Annotated in this window: 11 protein-coding genes and 1 pseudogene; 3 read left to right on the forward strand and 9 right to left on the reverse strand. The window is 57.5% G+C overall.

Annotated features, from left to right (window positions below; genetic code table 11):
• Positions 1–301 precede the first annotated feature (301 nt).
• Positions 302–5,461: an autotransporter outer membrane beta-barrel domain-containing protein gene (locus PVZ80_RS19120; protein WP_273864391.1), complete on the forward strand. Its 5,160-nt coding sequence runs from the start codon at positions 302–304 to the stop codon at positions 5,459–5,461.
• 174 nt (positions 5,462–5,635) lie between these two features.
• On the opposite strand, the gene PVZ80_RS19125 is transcribed toward PVZ80_RS19120, so the two are convergent.
• Positions 5,636–6,907 carry a type II toxin-antitoxin system HipA family toxin gene (locus PVZ80_RS19125; RefSeq protein ID WP_273864392.1) on the reverse strand — a complete coding sequence of 424 codons (1,272 nt, stop codon included), beginning with the start codon at positions 6,905–6,907 and terminating at the stop codon, positions 5,636–5,638.
• The gene (locus tag PVZ80_RS19130; protein WP_273864393.1) at positions 6,904–7,452 is read right to left on the reverse strand and encodes a helix-turn-helix domain-containing protein; all 549 of its coding nucleotides are present in this window, start codon (positions 7,450–7,452) and stop codon (positions 6,904–6,906) included. The genes PVZ80_RS19125 and PVZ80_RS19130 overlap by 4 nt, the downstream gene beginning before the upstream one ends.
• A 314-nt stretch (positions 7,453–7,766) precedes the next feature.
• Here PVZ80_RS19130 and PVZ80_RS19135 point away from each other — a divergent pair, with 314 nt between their 5' ends.
• On the forward strand, positions 7,767–8,084 hold the full coding sequence (locus tag PVZ80_RS19135) for a hypothetical protein (RefSeq protein ID WP_273864394.1): 318 nt from the start codon (positions 7,767–7,769) through the stop codon (positions 8,082–8,084).
• Positions 8,085–8,402: 318 nt separating this feature from the next.
• On the opposite strand, the gene PVZ80_RS19140 is transcribed toward PVZ80_RS19135, so the two are convergent.
• The gene (locus tag PVZ80_RS19140; RefSeq protein WP_273864395.1) at positions 8,403–10,013 is read right to left on the reverse strand and encodes a hypothetical protein; all 1,611 of its coding nucleotides are present in this window, start codon (positions 10,011–10,013) and stop codon (positions 8,403–8,405) included.
• Between the two features lie 145 nt (positions 10,014–10,158).
• On the opposite strand from PVZ80_RS19140, the gene PVZ80_RS19145 reads away from it, so the two are divergent.
• Positions 10,159–10,404: an autotransporter outer membrane beta-barrel domain-containing protein gene (locus tag PVZ80_RS19145; protein ID WP_273829691.1), complete on the forward strand. Its 246-nt coding sequence runs from the start codon at positions 10,159–10,161 to the stop codon at positions 10,402–10,404.
• Between the two features lie 77 nt (positions 10,405–10,481).
• On the opposite strand, the gene PVZ80_RS19150 is transcribed toward PVZ80_RS19145, so the two are convergent.
• The 6 genes and pseudogenes from PVZ80_RS19150 to PVZ80_RS19180 form a co-directional block, all read right to left on the reverse strand.
• Positions 10,482–14,828: an ATP-binding protein gene (locus tag PVZ80_RS19150; protein WP_273864396.1), complete on the reverse strand. Its 4,347-nt coding sequence runs from the start codon at positions 14,826–14,828 to the stop codon at positions 10,482–10,484.
• Positions 14,829–15,017: 189 nt separating this feature from the next.
• Entirely contained in the window at positions 15,018–15,383 is a 366-nt protein-coding gene (locus tag PVZ80_RS19155; protein WP_273864397.1) for an NIPSNAP family protein, read from the reverse strand.
• Positions 15,384–15,418: 35 nt separating this feature from the next.
• Positions 15,419–15,943 (reverse strand): annotated as a pseudogene (locus PVZ80_RS33865) (IS66 family transposase); the annotation flags it as partial.
• A 70-nt stretch (positions 15,944–16,013) separates the two neighbouring features.
• Positions 16,014–16,301: a hypothetical protein gene (locus tag PVZ80_RS19170; protein ID WP_273829688.1), complete on the reverse strand. Its 288-nt coding sequence runs from the start codon at positions 16,299–16,301 to the stop codon at positions 16,014–16,016.
• Between the two features lie 9 nt (positions 16,302–16,310).
• On the reverse strand, positions 16,311–17,303 hold the full coding sequence (locus PVZ80_RS19175) for a caspase family protein (RefSeq protein ID WP_273829687.1): 993 nt from the start codon (positions 17,301–17,303) through the stop codon (positions 16,311–16,313).
• Positions 17,304–17,317: 14 nt separating this feature from the next.
• On the reverse strand, positions 17,318–17,689 hold the full coding sequence (locus tag PVZ80_RS19180; protein WP_273829686.1) for a TIR domain-containing protein: 372 nt from the start codon (positions 17,687–17,689) through the stop codon (positions 17,318–17,320).
• Between the last annotated feature and the right edge of the window lie 104 nt (positions 17,690–17,793).

Below are 17,793 nucleotides of genomic sequence, written 5' to 3' on the forward strand. Positions count from 1 at the left end.
GGAAGGCCCGCCGTAGCTTCAGGCGCGACTTCAGTACTGACCGGAAACAATGCGGAGCCGCGCCACGTCGGATTGTTAGCCGCTTTTTGCGAGCGCCTGCGCCACGCTGACATCGTTGCTTGCCATTGCGGGCAGGTAGCGAACCCATCCGTACTCTCCGAATCAACGTGAGGCAAACCTTACCTTGGGCTCCATGAGGCATGTGGTCTCCATGGTTCCGGCCTCGGCCCGACAGTGCTCACAGGTTTGACCTCCAGACTGAGGCATCGACATGTGCTCTGTGAACGCGGGTCATACCCCCATGTGTTCTCTCGATCCGCGCCAGTTCTCGGGAACAACTCCCAGCGAACTGCGCGTGATCACTCTGGCTGTCCGCTTGGCCCTGGGAATGCTGGTGATTTCTGGTGCTGCCGTAGCGCAGGAATTCGATCAGAAGATCAACACGGACCGGACCACGACAGTGAGGTTGACCAAGCCTGGCACAACGGTCTTGGTCGAAGCCGGGGTGACGATTACAACAGGGAAAGATGAGGCAATGGTGGGCGAAGCTGGCGACACCTGGGCGATCACCAATCGGGGAACAATCCAGGCTCAAGGCGAAACCGCCGTGCGGTTAAACGGTCCTGGCTCAGTCACCAATGAAGGGGTAATCAGCGGCTCCAACGGGATCTTCGGGATTGATGGCCTGCGCGTGCGCAACACCTCCGGCGCACGCATCGACGGATACACGGGCGTTGGTGGATCGGGGCCAGTGCAGTTGGACAACGCCGGCATCATTGACGGACAGTTCAATGGGGTGGCCTTCTCTCTGCCCAATCATGGCGATGGCGCTGATATCGTCAACAGTGGCGAGATCAGGGGAGGCTATACCGGGATTCGGCTCACTTCCGGGTCCACGGCGACTGTTTCAAGCAGCCTTCACAACCTGCCTGGAGGCAAGATCCTTGGGACGCTTTCTTCTGGCGACGGCATTATGGTGCTTCACGGTACTAGCGTCGTGAAGAATGATGCCGACGCTACCATCGAGGGACGCCGGTCAGGAATCGCTGGGATCGACCTGTTTACCGACCTCCATGTGATCAACGCTGGTACCGTGAAAGGTGGCGGTGCGGCCGGCATCTGGTCCTACGGTGGCGGCCCGATTTCCAACCTGGCTGGAGGGTACATCGGCGGCGCAGGCGGCGTGGCCTACGTACGCAGTATCTTCAACGTCAACAACGTGCTGTTCAATGCCGGGACTATTGAGGGCAACGGCACTCACTTCATTACCGGCACCGGTAAGGATGCGGGCTCAGCCACTGGCGTATACATCGGCGAGGTCTATCAGCCGTCCGATACCGTTATACAGAATGATGCTTCCGGCTCCATTAAAGGCACTGCGTACGGTATCTACAGTCGGGGCAGCCTTGCTGAGTCGTACGCGGGTTCGGGCAATCTGACCCGTAGGGAATCGGATGCGGGCCGGGTCATTGTGTCCAACTCTGGAACGATTGAAGGGCACACTGGCATTGCCCTGAATGGGGTCGATGGCGATGTGTTCAACTCCGGCATCATTGTCGGTCGTGGGGGCAATGCCATCGAGTTTGACCAGTTCAACCCCTTCTCCAACACCCTTACCCTGGATACCGGCTCGGTGCTGGTCGGAGATGTGCTTGGCGGTGCGGGTAGCAACACCCTCGTTCTGAAAGGCAGGAACACCGAGGATCTGTCCAAGTTCCACAACATGCAGCGCTTGTCCATGCAGGGCGAAGACTGGACCCTGAAGGGTATCGGAGGCTTCACGAAGGGTACCTCTGTTACAAATGGCCGGCTGTTTGTAGATGGCAGCCTCACGTCTCCAACGGTCGTCGTGGACAGGGACGGGACATTGTCGGGGAGCGGCACCATCGTCGGCGACGTTAGGAACGCCGGCACTCTCGCGCCGGGTAGCCAGGGTGGTCCGGCAGGAACACTCACCATCGATGGTGACCTCACGCTCACCCGCAGCTCTGTTCTGGAGTACAGGCTCGGCCAAGCCGGAACCGCAGGCGGCGCGCTCAATGACCTCACGGAGGTAAGCGGCAATCTCGTCCTGGACGGCACCCTCAACGTTTCGGTATCTGAAGGTGGCACCTTCGGCCCGGGGCTGTATCGCCTGTTCAACTACGGGGGCACGCTCACCGACAAGGGGCTGGTACTGGGCCGTACCCCCGAGGGCAGCGACAACAAGGTGATGACGGCGGTTCCAGGTCAAGTCAACCTGGTAAACCGCGCCGGACTGAACCTGACATTCTGGGACGGTGATGCGGGTCCGAAGTACAACGGCGCCGCAGACGGAGGGGATGGGGTCTGGCAAGCAGCAAGCGGCAACAACAACTGGACGGACGCCGCGGGTGCGGTCAATGACGCCTATGCCAGCGGCAGCTTCGCCACTTTCACTGGTACCGCCGGAGTTGTGACCGTCGACAATAGCCTGGGCGACGTGCTTTCTTCCGGAATGCAGTTCGCCACCGATGGGTATCGTATCCAGGGCGACCCGATCAGCTTGGCGCCGATCAACAACATCCTTCGGGTGGGCGATGGGACGTCTGCCGGCGCCGGCTTCACCGCGACGATCGCTTCCGTACTGCGTGGTACAGGCGGCATCGAAAAGACCGACCTGGGCACGTTGGTCCTGGCTGGGGCCAACAGCTATAGCGGCGACACAACGATCAGCAAAGGCACCCTGCAGGCGGGCGCCATCAATGTCTTCGCGGCGAGCCGGCAAGTGAGCGTCAATCGTGCCGGAACGCTCGATCTCAACGACCATGATCAGATCGCCAACCGGCTCTCCGGCGAAGGCAACGTGCGCCTGGGTAGCGCCACGCTCACGGCCAACAATGCGTCCAATGCTGAAAGTAGCAGTTTCAAAGGGACATTCAGCGGTGCAGGCACGTTGGTCAAGACCGGCGCCGGCGCTCTGGGATTGGCCGGTGCGGGCTCGAAGATCGGGGCAGTAGAGGTTCGGGAGGGGACGCTGCGCTTCGAGCATGGTGGTGCATTCGTGACCACAGGTGATTTCACGACCTTTGGCGGGGCAACCACGGATATCGGTGCACAGGGGACGGCACTCGTGGTCGGCGGCAAATTCTCCCTGGCCGCAGGTTCCAACCTCGGAATCACGCTGGGGGCCTCCCCGGATATCACTGCCCAAACAGCCGAATTGGCGGGAACTCTCAGTATTCGGGGGTTCGACGCCGGCAGCACGCCGGTACGCGCCAGCGCGGTGCAGGACAAGGCCTACACCGTGTTGCGCACTACGGGTGGAATCACCGGGGAATTCGCCAACAGCCCGCTGCAGCACGTGGGTCCGGACTACCTCCCCGCGATAGGCGCCGTGTCCGCGGACGGTAAGGACTACACCCTCGGGTTTCGCCTGGCGTGGACCCAGGGTGGCCAGGCACTGGGAACTGGCAATTTCACGATGGCAGCCGACACAGCCTTTGACGTGGACGTCGCGTTGGCCAACCAGACTGGTTCGTTCGCCAGCGGCTGGGACGGCAAGAGCCTGACCAAGTCCGGCCAGGGGGTGCTGGTATTGTCCAACGCCGGCAACACCTACAGCGGAAGCACCACCGTCAAGGAGGGTGTGTTGCGCGCGGGTGCAGACAATGTGTTCATGGGGAGCAGCGATGTGGTCATCCATCGCGGCGCAACGCTTGACCTCGATGGGCACCAGCAACTGGCCAACCGGCTGACCGGCGCAGGAGCGATCACCCTGGGCAGCGCCGTTTTGACGGCCAAGAACGCCACCGAAGCAGACAGCTCCGAATTCAGCGGTGCCATCTCCGGTAGCGGCGGACTGACCAAGACTGGCGCGGGTACATTGACGCTCAGCGGAGCTACGCAGTACACCGGCGACACTCGGGTAGACAGCGGGAGTCTGGTACTCGACGGTCGTCGAGGAGGCGCCCGGCTGCGCAGCAACATCCTCGGCCTGCCCGGCAGCGCGCTACAGTTGCGTGGCGGCGCCCAACTGACCGGAAGTGCCCAATCGTTGGATGTCAGTGTGGACGCGGCCAGCTCCTGGGCAATCACCTCGAGCTCTGTGGTCGGCAAGTTGAGTAATGCGGGGAAAATTGGGTTTACCGCCCCGCCGCTGCCGATGAGCGCCACTCGTTCTCTGACCGTGTCGAATCTGAACGGCCAGGGCGGCAGCATTGATCTGTACGCCGTGCTGGGCAGTAACAACTCGCTCACGGATCGGATCGTGATCGATGGAGGGACGGCGACGGGGTTGTCGCTGTTACATATTCACAATGCTGGTGGCCTTGGGGATCTGACCACAGGCGCCGGCATCCCGGTAGTGATCACCTCAAATGGAGGCACAACCGAAGCCAGCGCCTTCGCCCTCGGGAGGCCGGTGCTGGCAGGGCCGTATAGGTACAACCTGCGTCGTGGCGGTAACGGTTCACCGGAGGCCTGGTTCCTGGTCAGCGGACGTGACGGTGCGGGTGGGGTTCGGCCGGACTACCGCGCGGAGACCTCGCTCTACAGTGTGCTGCCTGGGCAAGCCCTTCGGTATGGAGATGCCGTGTTGGGTACCTATCATGAGCGCCGCGGCATCAATGCCGATCTGGGGCTTGGACAGGATCAACGCGTGTGGATGCGGGCCATCGCCCAGAATGACCGCACTCGCGGCGCCGGAAATGGACTGCAAGGCCGCAGCGTAAGGAACGAAGCCAACAGCACTGCGCTGCAAATCGGAGGCGACTTCTACGGAAGCCAGAGCGGTGATTCGTCCATGCGTGCAGGTCTGTATGGGGCAATTGGTCAGAGCAAGGGATGGTCAGATCACGTCGATGCCGCAAGTACTCGTGCACGCGCCGGTGATAACGACTTTACCGGCCACAGCCTCGGGCTCTACGGCACCTGGCTGGACGGTCATGGTGGCTACCTCGATGCGGTCCTCCAAGGCACCTACTACGGAAGTAAAAGTCGCTCGAAAGAAGGTATGAAGCTATCCAGTGGCGGGTATGGGGTCGCAGCTTCGCTCGAAGCCGGTCGCCGCTACGAGTTGACACCAGGTCTGAATCTTCAGCCCCAGGCGCAGATGGTATTCCAGCACCTGAACCTGCGCGATGGGTCGGATGCTGCCAGTCGTGTGACGTTCCCCAACACCAATACCGCGCTGTTACGCGTGGGCGCGCGCCTGAACAAGGATCTGCAAGGTCCCGATCAGGTGCCTGGCACGGCCTGGGTGGGCACCGATCTGCTGCAACGCGTAGGTGATCGCACCCGTACACGCTTCAGTACGCCAAGCCAAGGTGATGTGGGCTTCAGCAACGATCTGCCCCGCACAGCACTTCGCCTGCAAACTGGCGTTGAAGGCCAGGTTCTCAAGAACGTGACGATCAATGCTCATATCGGTCTGGAGAAGAGCTTTGATGGCTCAGGCTTGACCAGCTTCAATGGTCAAGTTGGTTTGAACGTAGCGTTCTGATCCCTACCAGCGTCCAACAAGTGCCCCGAACGCTCAACGAGCAGTTCGGGGCGCAACCACGAGATCTATGTGCACAACCTGGCTGCCTGAGATGGGAGCCTTCTGCTCGCGGGCACAGCCAAATGCTTCGGGCATCAGTCGATCTATAGGCTTCAGCACCGCAATTGTGAGGTATCAGCCGTTTGCAGCTCGAAAGGCCTCTGCCATCCGATCTTGCTCACGCGCTGGTAGGCCCAGTCCTCTGGCCACCGTTCTCCATTGGCAAACGATCCCTTGGAACTCTTCGATGGTTTCATCGGCCTCGTTTAGATCCAATCGAAAGTACGCTGCGACTTCGCGGGCGAGCTCCAGATCTAACGCATTGTCCACTTCGGTGATGTTGAGCTTCAGGCCGTCGGCAAAGGGCACCGGGTTCATGTCGTAGGCTTCAGAGAGGCGCCACCCAGCTCCAGGTACCAGGATGAATCCGTGGTTGCGTAAGTGATCGTCCGTGTTGGAGACGAGAATGTTGAAAACGATTCGGGACCAAAGCTCGCGAAGATCTGCATTGGTCTGGGAGCCATGCCTGATAAGTACCTCAGCCAGTTCCAGGTAGCTGACTCCAGTCGACGCATCATCTCCATCGACATGACCAGTCATAGTCATTGCGGAAGCAAAGTGCAAACGTCGCCCGTCATCGGTGCGATCAAACCTGCGAACCATGAAGCAGTGGTGGTCACTCGCAAATTTCCGTGCTTCAGCGGCTGCGACATTCAGCCCACAACCTACTGCCAGGGCATTGACGACCATCTCCCATCCACCGACGTCATAGTCATCGCGAGTGCTCGGAAACTTGGCGATGTACAAGTGTCCCTGTTCATCGGCCACGCTTGCCTTGGGCCTAGCGCCACCCAGGGAGCCACCGGGAGCGATCAACATCCTTAGCCACTCCTGGCCTTGTTGAGCCTCGTTGTTCGGATCCTCCTCCAGCGCCCGACTTGCCTGTTCCAGCGCTCGAATCTCTGCAAAAGGAGGGGCCGCTAGTCCAACCGTATCATCGAGAAATTCACCCTGATCTTCTCGCTTGTAGCGCAAGGCACCCACGCGATAGAGATCGTGCACGCCGAGCAGGTAGTCCGTTTCATACAGTCGAGTGCCGGCAGTCCGAATGCCTGTGCGGATATCCCGTGCGAGGCGACGGTCCATAAGCAGACGACCCCATCGATCGGGACTGGAGTCAGCGAACACACCGAACCTGTCTTGGGGCGCGGCGGGATACTGGGGGCCTTCGAATAGGAGGATTTTTGGGTCAAGAACCAGTTGGCCAATGACGGGGTCTGCAAGCGCTGCAGGGTCGTACTGAAATTCAAACGTCTCGTGCGCGCGAGTCCTACGGGAGTTCAGAAGGCCTATTCGTTGAGGTTGTGGCAGGCCATCCCAATCTGCATACACTCCGATCATCGTCATTTTTTGCTCCCTTCCTCTCTCTTCTTAGAAGAGGGCCTCAAGAGAGAAGCAAGACTCTTTGAAGTGTTTCGAGAGGTCCCAGCAGCGGTTCGGTCTGAGTCGACATGGGTACTGCTTGGCACATTGCCTCTGCTGCCTGACCTATTACCGCTCTCTTTGTGAGTGCTTGGTTTACTGACTATCCTTCCCTCGCGAGAATCACGAACTCTATCCCCCACACCAGTTCTGGGACGGGCGGATGTTGGTGCGGCGCTAGCCTTCACAAGACGTGAATCCTGAAGCCGGCGACCAAGTTCATCATCAGCACCCAGCAAGGCGAGGTCTTTTTCAATGCCGAGGACTTGCATGACAGAGAGGTAGGCCCCCATGGTTACTCCAGGCCCACCCGATTCAAGAGAGCGCAGCGTCATCGGTGACATACCTGAACGCTCCGCCATCTGCTTGGCCGTGATCTTGCGACGCAGGCGTGCGAGTTTGAGCCGCTCACCGAATTCAGCGAGTAGCTTCTGGGTCGACGGCATTAGGGGGGCGGTCTTCTTCGCCATGGCGCTAATATTCCTCCACTTCTATGCTGATGTAGCCAAAATATTAGCACCCAAGCGGCTCGTATTCCACTGCTTCAGACCTCGGTCTTTGGTTAGAGACCGCCCCAAAGCGCTAATATTCCATCAAAGAAGTCGAAATAGTGTAAAAATATTGGCACTTTTTAGCGTGGAGCTGGTTCTCGGCGGTGCTGGTTTGCCCCCAACTGCGGATGTTGTTCGGATGCCGCTGCTGTGTGTGAATTCAAGCTTTCGGCTAGCCTCTGGGCAGGACGCCGGTAGTCTTCGGCACTAGGCCGAAACCATAGGACGCGCAGATGACTATTTCCCCAGGTTTGAAGCAGGTCACGCCCGAGAACTGGTTAGCACTAGATCCTGCATGGGGAGGTGTCTACATGCCCCATGAGGAGGGGGATGGTTCGGTCGAATGGGTTCGCTATGTCATGGCAGTGACACTGGACTCGTCAGTCCCTGATGAAGTTCAAATCCTGTTCCGGACGGCCCAAGGTGCAATCACGTACGGACTACTTTTTTATCCGCTGATGACCTTGGGCTGCGATCAGTTGTTGCGATCAGTTGAAGCTGCTGCGCGTGCGAAATGTGTGCAGATGAACGCACCAGCGCAGCTTTTCTGATGCGATCGCTTGGCTCGTTAAGCACAACATCATCGAGGACGCTGCCAAGCTGCGCTGGCAAAGCGTACGTCTCCTGCGCAACGAAGCTTCCCACCCTCGGCTCCAGCAGTTGTTCAACGTGGCCATGATGAAGGGGCAGCTTGAACTCTGTGTAGACTGCATCAACTCGATCTTCCCCGGAGAGGAATAGCTTTGAGTGACCTTTATCCTCCGGGACAGCCCCTGCAACTGACATTTAGGCGCTCGCCCTCACTGGACGAGCGTCGACATCAGGCGCACGCAAGATCGGATATTGTTGCAGCGCCCCAAAAGAACGGACTAGAAGTTGTCCCGCAAGTATCGCGCACGACGTATGGAAAGAGAGCCATCACCGAGTAGCGGACGTTCCAGCACGCTGACGATATGGTCTGGAACACTAGGAATCTGCGAACAGCGCGCAGGCGGCTGATCCAGCTCCTCCAAGAACCCCACAGGAAGGCGCAGGACCAACCCGTGGCTAAGCGCCGTATCCATCGTTTTCTTACCGATGCTATCGGCCAACCTCAAGAGTTGAGGGGCGACTTCTACCAAAAGCTCAACGCTATCTTCTCGCGTGTTTCCGTAAGAACTGCGGATCAGATTCGACATGGTCGTCATGCCTGGGCTTTCAGAATCGAATGTCAGGCTGAGCTCAGGTAATCCCTCAGACTTAGGCACCGAAAATTGAGCGACGTAGCTGGGGCGCCCGGCACGGTCATATACCATTAGATCTCGAGCTACGACTTTGCCTAGGAGCTCTCGGGCTAGGGCGAGATTTGAAGTCTTCAATACGAATGCGACCTCATCTGCGAGGTGCGTGAATTCAACCATCAACTCCTGCTGGATGTCGAAAGTAGTCGCAGGACGAACGAAGAGCAATCCTGGTTGACCGTCATCGCGAGGAGTGACTGGTAAGCCTTCGCCCTTCAGAAGGGACTGTCTAAGCGATTCGAAGTATTCGTTGAATTGACCTGGATGCCTCCGGGTCTCCAAGTCATACGCAATCCACTCAAGGCATACCGCGTGCTCGTCCAGCATCACAACGTGGCTGAAGTTGTCGTCGACCGCCGCCAACTCGATGTTGGAGCCGTCCCCTGGATTCGCTTCAACTGGATAGCCAAAAACGACGTAACAATCATGGCCCACCAGGATGGCCGGTACCAACTCATCGTCCCCCGTGCGGTACTCAGCGACACCACCAGTTGCTAGAGCCACCTCAAACCACTCTTCGTGTCGCGCCATCTCTTCGGTGAGTTCGACGACAGGAAGCTGTACATCCTCTGCTTCCAGGTCCTCAAGAAAATTTAGAGCCGCCTGGTGCCATGCCACCGGGTCAGTCCAGACAACGCGGAGTTTGCCTTCGAACGGCTCAGCGTACTCACCGTGTGAGTGCAGTGGACCAAAGTCGTAATGCCCCGGAAAATACGTTCGTGTGCCGACCAACTTGAGGCGAGTTCCGTTGACTACCACCTCGGATTCCACCACCGCCCAAGGGTCAGGGCCAATATCCGCCGGGCGCCAATGCGGCATCGTGAGCGTAGTTAGCACGTCCTGAAGTGTTATCGGGCCAGACCTAATGGCAAAGACCTCTTGGACATGCTCCAGCAGGCCCGCCAGGTTTGTGTTGGTCAACATGTGCTGACTCAACGCCCGAGCAAGGTCCCGACAATTCTCATCGAAATACGAACGGGCTTTGGCGGATTGGGGTAAAGCGGCCAGCAACTGAACATGCTCGTCCGGATCTAAACTCTTCAAACGCCCTTCCAAATCACTCCAATCGGCACACCGATAGAAGGCCTTTGCCAAGATGGCTTTGGACGCAGTGATCGGTAGATCGAGCCTTGCCGAAAAACGCTTGGCCTGGCGATGGATAGTGTCGAGCTGGTGCCCGAGAAGTGCGGAATCGCTCATGGTTGTGTCCTCTATGCAATTTGCACCAGAGACGCCCATCCACCTTCCCTGGCGCTCGCACAGAGCTAAGCCTAGGGTTGAAAAAGCAGGTTGATTCCACTTCGCTGTGGCCCGATGGGCCCTAGGGATGGGCAGCGCGCCGACCATGCAACGGCGTGATCGGCAGTCTACACACAAGGAGGCCAAATCGGCCAGTAGGCACGTCACGAGCCAGGATGATGTGGGTTTCAGCAACGACCTGCCCCGCACAGCACTTCGTCTGCAAACCGGCGTTGAAGGCCAGGTTCTCAAGAACGTGACGATCAATGCTCATATCGGTCTGGAGAAGAGCTTTGATGGCTCAGGCTTGACCAGCCTCAATGGTCAAGTTGGCTTGAACGTAGCGTTCTGATCCAATCAGAATCCAACAAGTGCCCCGAACGCTCAGCGAGCAGTTCGGGGCACAACCACGAAATTTACGTGCGCAAACTAGCTGCCTGAGATGGGAACCTCAGAATGGTTCTTCGGCTCAGATGCGGATCGGCGATCCCGTGCTAACCAGGTCACGTGCGCCCGACCGTCTGGTGCCAAGTAGGCCATACCATAGGAGTCAACCCAAGCTGGGAATTCGGTCTCTGGCACACCTGGCCTTCGAATAGCTGCCTTTCGTTCACCGCGCAGCCACCACACCAATGAGCACTGGGTTTGCTCTAGTATCTCCATCAAGGCGTCGCGACGCGCGACGAGTGCGTTGCGCCCCATCAACCCGAATATGACCTGGTCTCCCGCACGAACTACGCCATGCTGGAGATCCAAAGATAGGCCCCAGTTCTGAAAGAGCAATGGTGTGGGAAGGATGATTTCCCCCTCCTCGTCCTGGCGATCGGGATTTCCACAGCGTCCGGCTAATGGCAACGTGTTTACCGGTAGGTCGGTACGGTCAAAATTTATATGTTCTTCAGGGTCAACCTGCAGGCCTGGCCACTCGGCGAGACGAGCATCCCAATCAGAGGGTAGATCGATCCTTCCCCAACCAAGAAAGTGCCGATTCTGCTCAGGATCTTCCAACGCCTGGAACAATGCGGGAAGATCTTTCGATAGGACTAGGCCAGGAGTAAGTTGCAGCCAGATATCGACATCCTGCTCCATCCCTAGGCCCCATAGGCCTGGGACAAGCGGACGCTTCCAGACATGCTCGGCAACGACGCTGATCCATGGACCACTGCCCCACTCAGCAGGAACGGGAGGCTCTCGGTTGATAATGTCGATCGCTGGCAGGTCACCAATATCGCTTTCACCCCAACGCCTTATGGCGTCCATTTCCGCCGGTGGCCAGGCGGGTAGGCTCGGTATGCTCCAGAAGTCATTGGCGAGGGAGTTCACAGCCCCTTTTGAAGGAGCTGCTAGCCAGCGTGAAGGATCAAACAACTCGATGTAGCTGATCTGCACCGGCGAGTCATAGATCCTTGCTTGACGGCCTGAGCTGGGTGTCATCTGGTAGTTATCGGTAAGGAATGCCAGCATGGTTTGCCAACTAATCCATTGGTATTTCTTTCCGATCCGCTCTGTGATGCCAGGGAGTTCAATTCGGACATGAGAACGTGTGAAGGGCCCGGTGTCATAGCCGCTGAATCTCGCATCGGTCCAGCCAAGACGCAGGCAGTTCCATACGACAAAGCGTGAGGCCAAATCAATGTCGAAGATTCCTGATGGCGCCTGAGTCGGTCGTGCTCGTCTACTGGAGAAATCCCGAACCGGCTCGGCCGAACTTGAAAGGGGTTGCGACGAGAAGGGTTTGCCTCCAGACGTCCCCCCCATGACATAGCAGTAGAAATCACCATCTGTTGCCGAGCCCAGAATTCTGTAAAAGCCACCTGAAGAGCTTTGGGCACGTAGATCATCAACAGTGGGAAGGGAATTTAGGGGCAGGCTACTTCGGTACGGTGGCCGTACGGTCGACAGGTCTATACCTGTGATCCATCCGTTTTCAGCGGCCACTTCAATGATTCGGCGCGCGTAGTGGCGGATCGTTAGGTGGCAGTGCGGAACCTCCGGTGCAAATATCGCTTCCTGGACCTGGTGAGCGGCCTGCGTGCAGGCGTCTCGATGCCCCCCATGGATGAGTACACCCCATGTCGCAGCCAGAACACTTTCCAGGATGTAGTCGTCATTGACGTGTAGGAATTCGTCGAGTATGACCGAGAGCACGCTTGGGCAGGCGACAAGTATGCGAGCCAGACCTCTGATGGCATCGTCGCGCAGTTGCTGCTGGGAGCTCGCGCTCGCCCATGCGAGTAGTCGGGCTGAGACCAGAGCAAGCCCGGCGTCAATACCTGATAGATCCGACACCTTCGCCCAGCGCACGACCCCAGACAGATTAGAGCCCTCTTCAAACCAGGGATCGGTCAGTCTGATCGTCCAAAACGCATCACGAGCCCCTACACAGTGCATCCGCTGTAGTCGGGGATGCAGGTAGCGCTCCATCGCAAATGGATGACCAGGAATGAGGGCGAGGCGAATCAGCTCGTCAAGATCATCATTGCGTGCAAGGCGTGCTCCAAGCCGTCGATACATCGCCCACAACGCGGGCCTGTCGCCGGCGAACTCAAACGGAGCGCATCGCCATCTCATGCTATCGACGAAGGCCCGGCAGAGTTGCAAATCGCTTAGGACCTCCTCTTTGCTCCGGGGCTGGGCCTCCGCGATCAAACTGGGCAGTTCAATCCCGGCAGTCTTTGGCACCGCCAGGCACAACGCCGTCAATAAGCCAGCCCTGCGCGACGACAGAGCAACACTATCGTGTCCCGGAACAGCAAGCCATGAGAGCTTACCGCCAGGTGCGATCGCCTTCCTGAGCGCCTCTCGTCGGGGTTCCTGATCAGAGTGATTTTCAAACAGCTGATTCAGCAATCGATCAGCAATGAAGGTATCAGACAATCGCTCAAAGCCGAACTCGACAACCTCATCGTCGTCATCGATACGCGTCATCAATGCTCCTGCTGAGCACAGGAAGCCTACGAGTTCATCGTTGCCCGCGGTAGCTCGAGCAATCTCATCGGCAATGCTGCGTGGAAGCTCATACTTGTTGGCCTCCAGCATCGCTCCCGCAATCTTGTTCAGGATTCGCCTGACTGGTTTGGCCCGAGATGGGTCGAGTGCAAATCGTCCTTGAGCGTCGGCCTCCAGACGGGAAATCCATGCGCCCCAGACATCTAGCCAAGATGGTAACCAATGTGAGGGAGAGGGACGCCCGACAAGGCTCTTCACCAGCAACTGGACGTAGAGCGGGTTGCTGAGTTCGCCAATCAACGGAGCTACCGGAGCCTTGACCCCGTAGTGCGCGCAGTAAGCTTCCATCGCTTCGGGCTCGATACCCGAAAAGCCGTGATGTTCTAGCTCCGTCCATAGTGGACGAGCAGGGTCGACCTCAGGAAGAACGTGGGCCTTGTAGTCGGATCTCACGCTCAGGGCCAACGTCAGGTGCGGGCGCTGAAGAATATCAACGATCAGACCATTGAGTTCGTTCTTCCAACGAGTGCGATTCGGCGTCTCATTGAGTGCGTCGATCATGATCAACGCGCGCCGCCCAGACTCGGCAGCAGCTTGTTCCATGGCGTTGAGCATCTCATCGAAGGACGCTTCCGCATATCCCCAGCTTTGCGCCAGGGCTGTTCGAAGATCCGTGCCGCTCGCCAGTGTCTGTCCAAGCGTGCCAAGGGCAATTCCGCCGGAAGCCAGAACGCTTTGTACTTCATGAACCAGCGTGTGGGTCTTACCTTGACCCGCGGGGCCGGTGACGACCAGAACCCGCCGCGCGGCAATCGTCGAATTGAGCTCATTGGCCTCTAGTACGTCTTGTACTTTGGCGATGATATCGCGCACCCGATGTATGGTCAGGCCAGAGGGATGCTGGCTTCCAATGTCGATTGAACGTTCCAGCCTCCTCGCCGCGGCGTAAACGCCAGTCTGAGTTTGCTCGATACGTGTCGGGTTAGGACAACTGAAGGGGCACTCACGGAGCTCCCTTGCAAGCTGGCGCATCTCTTCGAGGAATGGCTCAAACTCGGGGTACTGGATCTCCTCCCAAAGTGCGCAGAGTTTGTGATCAATCTCTTGGACAACGCAATCGCGGCTCAGAAGCCAATCGAAGTAGCTGCTCGCATCTGACTCAACGTGCGACTCGCGTGTGTAACGAGGGCCAGCATCGCTCTGTAGTCGTTGGGCTTTGCTCTCTAGCCAGTCCCGAAGGGATTGCTTTGCGCGCGGGTGCGACTTGCTCAGGATCACCCGAAGGTGTCCTGCCAGTTGGCTTGCGAAGCCGGCTGTATCGTCAAAGTAGTTGACCGAACCCACCCACTGGCCCTGATCTCTGAACGGGGGAGAGTCGAAGAAGGTATTCAGTCGACGTAGCTGTTCTGCATCACTTGTGGCCGGGGAAGGACCGCGCAGTCGATAGACATAGACTTCTGGTGCTTTTCCACCCAAGCGTCTGGCCTTCCAGGCTCTGTCAAATTCGTACTCGCTTCCCGATAGAAATGGCGCGCCGTTGTCTTTACGAAACTCGTTGGCTGGAATCGGGGAGCCGAACCGGCTGCGGAAGATGCCGATGTAGACATCGCACGCCTCTGGCACTGGCATGCGATCGTTGACTGAAACCTGAGGGGAAGCGAGAGCATCGAAGGGAACACCCGCGCCCCAATCCCAGGCAACGACCTCTAGCCGTGCAAACTGCGTGATTAGCGGATCGGCGTTCAATTGCTCGATGATGGTAAAAGCGGCGGCCCGTTCGGCCTCACAGTCACCAGGAGAGGACAAAAAGATTCGGAAGGTGCGCATGCTTGGACTACCTGGGACGGCTTTCGTAGTGGACCGTCATGCAAGGAGTTGGTACGGAGGAACCGTGCTGGTATTACGCACGGATGGACTGACTCGTGTAGGGTGTTGCCTCCAACGTAACCGTCCGGCCAACACGTCCACCTGATCCCCGAGTTTTAGGCCACGGGGTCTGCCTTTGTCGATTGTCAGCTACGAGGATCGAGCTTCCGCGCTAGATAGATCTACGGAAGCTCTGATGGCATCAATTACGTCTTGATCGAGTGCCATAACTGTCGTTGTGCTGATTTCAATCCGACTAATAATGTCTTCTCTCGGGCCCTGTTTCCAGGCAGCGCTTGCATAAAAAGCATCTTGAGATGCTTGGCGATGGCTCTCGCTTTCATAGGAGCGAATCAGGTGATAGCTGTCACAATCATGCAACGAGCAGCCATAAGAAACGACATCTATGCCAGCTTCTAGGTGAAGTGGAACACTTACACTCTGCATTATTTGATGAAAGTCCAATCCCGATCCTGGCTTTAAGGTGTACATCAGGATTTCCATAATTCGAGTCATTCCAAGTCTTCCATGTGAAGTTTCAAGATGAGCACCCGTTGGCCGCTGCGTAGCGACCCTGCGAAGAGCCAGTTCTTGCATCCAAGAGCCCACGCCCGGATCTGGTTCTCTGGCCAATTATTGTCAATGGGTACGGCCCCGTCATCAAGGTAGCACGCAGCGCTGCCCAGCGTTTCAGGCTGTAATCCAATGCGCTGATGACGGCTGAGGCTTCAGGTGCGAGATCACGCAGGGCAATCATCCGAGCATGCAGCATATCCATCACCGGTATCGCTTTTCTTGCCGCTTTCGACGCCGCAAATCCAGCTCTAGATCGTAGACTTCACGTTCGATTTCGTGAAGCAACTGGATATAACGCAGGGCCTATTCGACGAGTTGGCTCTTGGCGGTGGCATGCCGCTCGAAGGACTTGCGCCGCGCATGGGCCATGCAACCGATCTCGGTTACGTCGAGTTCAAAACTGGCGTTGTATTCGCCAAAATCGTCGCGCACCAGCTTGCCCTTCAAGTCTGACGGAAGGCACGTGCATGTTCTCCGGCGCGGCTGAGCCTGAAGTCGTAACGCTCCACACTCCTGTGACACTTGGCGCCACTGCAACGGGCATGTGCCGTGTATGTTGCCCGACCAAGGCTAAGGCTTTTTGGGATCGGAGCCGAAAGAACGGTCGACAATTGGGAGATACCGAAGAACCTGTTCGCGGTCGCTGTTCTTTTCAGTTTCGCTAAGTTCGGCGTACGGCGTAGCGATCTGGATTTCCCATCGCGCTACAAGGTCAGCAGGTATAAGCAAGGAGCCATCGGGATTCCGATGGCATTGCTGGTGCAGATAGTTCTGCCAATGAGCCCATCGTTCATGCTCGATCGCAGCCAATTCTTCGATCAGCGCCTCTCGGGAGCGCGATGGGCTTCTATTGGTCATTCCTACCTCTTAGATCAGACCCTTATTGACGAGACGCCAGTAGTGTTGCCCCAGTACCGTTAGCTTGCATGACTTGCTTTGCATAGCGGCATGCCACATGTGGGATACGCCGTGGGGGCGCACCAGGTTGACCTTCACATACCGCTGCAGAATCGCAAAGATAGCATTGTTCTGCGGGTCCGGCGGCGGAATGGACGGGTCGTCACGCTGCTCCTGCAGGCGTTCGGGTTCAAACGACGGATCGAGTTCAAACTCGAAGTCGGGGCTTGGGAAGTAGGTGGTCAGAGCCTGCAAGTCGGTCAGACTGATTGGCGGCGCCGACGTGCGCAGCGATACGAACGTTTTCACGTTCGTTTTGAAGACCGGGCGCTGAGCCCACGGTCCCAAGGACTGGTCGATGTGCGCATAAACACTGCCTGGCGTGACTTCTCCCAGTAGATTTGCTGCTGCACCTCCCAGCGCATCGACAAACAGGTTCGTGAAGACACCCGCTCCCCCACCTGGTACCTCCATCGCGTACTGGTCCGCCGTGGAGGCGGTCAGTATGGTCATACCTTCGTGGATTTCAGCGAGTGCACCGGTGTGAGCAGAGTTTCCTGCAATGCCGCTATGGCAACTGTCCAAGATGATGACTTTGTTTTTCGCTCCAGACTTACTAGCGATTGTCATCACCTCTGCCAAAGACAGGCCGTCATCACCAGTCCTGCAATCGCCGGCACACAGGAAACCACCTGTGTCTTCGATATAGCCGTGCCCGGCGAAGTAGAACAGTGCAATGGAAGAGTCGCCTTTGAACAGCTCTCGGACAGCATCTTTGAGCTCTTGGCGAGTCACGATATCGTGCGGTCCGGTCCCCGTTATGACCCGAGGTGTGGGGAAGTTGACAGTTCCATCCGCGTTACGCTCCAGCGCGGCCTTGACCGAATGGGCGTCGTTGACACATCCGCTGAGGGGGTTGATATGTTGGTAATGATCAATTCCGACGATCAAAGCCTTGCGCATAGAGGCCGCCTACTTCAGAGGGAATCGATGAAGTCGTTGATGTTCTTGTCGTTCCAGGCATAGGTGCTTACGCCCGTGATCTCTGTGCGGTCATCCGAGTATGCCCAGATTCCGCGGATCGGCTTCTTCTCCTCCTTGGCGCAGTCGATTTCCCACTTTTGCCCCTCAGAGGTTTTGGAGTTCTTGCTCACCAAGACAATGACGCCATCAGAACGTTTGATTCGGGTACGGACTTTATCTTTCCAGCCACTGTCGTAAGCTTCTTTGACGGACATATCGATGAACTCGAACGGCTTTCGCGGACTCAGCGATTGCCCTTTGAGGAAATCCCGCTGCCGTTCGTCTTCGATAGCGAAAGCAATGAACACCACTTTTTTATCAGCCATTATTCGTCTCCATGAATTGATGTTGCTGTCGGTCGTTAAGCAAGAAACCAAATCGGCTAGCGGGGAGCCCCCAGCCCATTTTTAGTTGGTCCTTGTCGATGGGT

The sequence above is a fragment of the Pseudomonas sp. B3G-3 genome (assembly GCF_028640915.1).
Lineage (GTDB): Bacteria > Pseudomonadota > Gammaproteobacteria > Pseudomonadales > Pseudomonadaceae > Aquipseudomonas > Aquipseudomonas chlororaphis_I.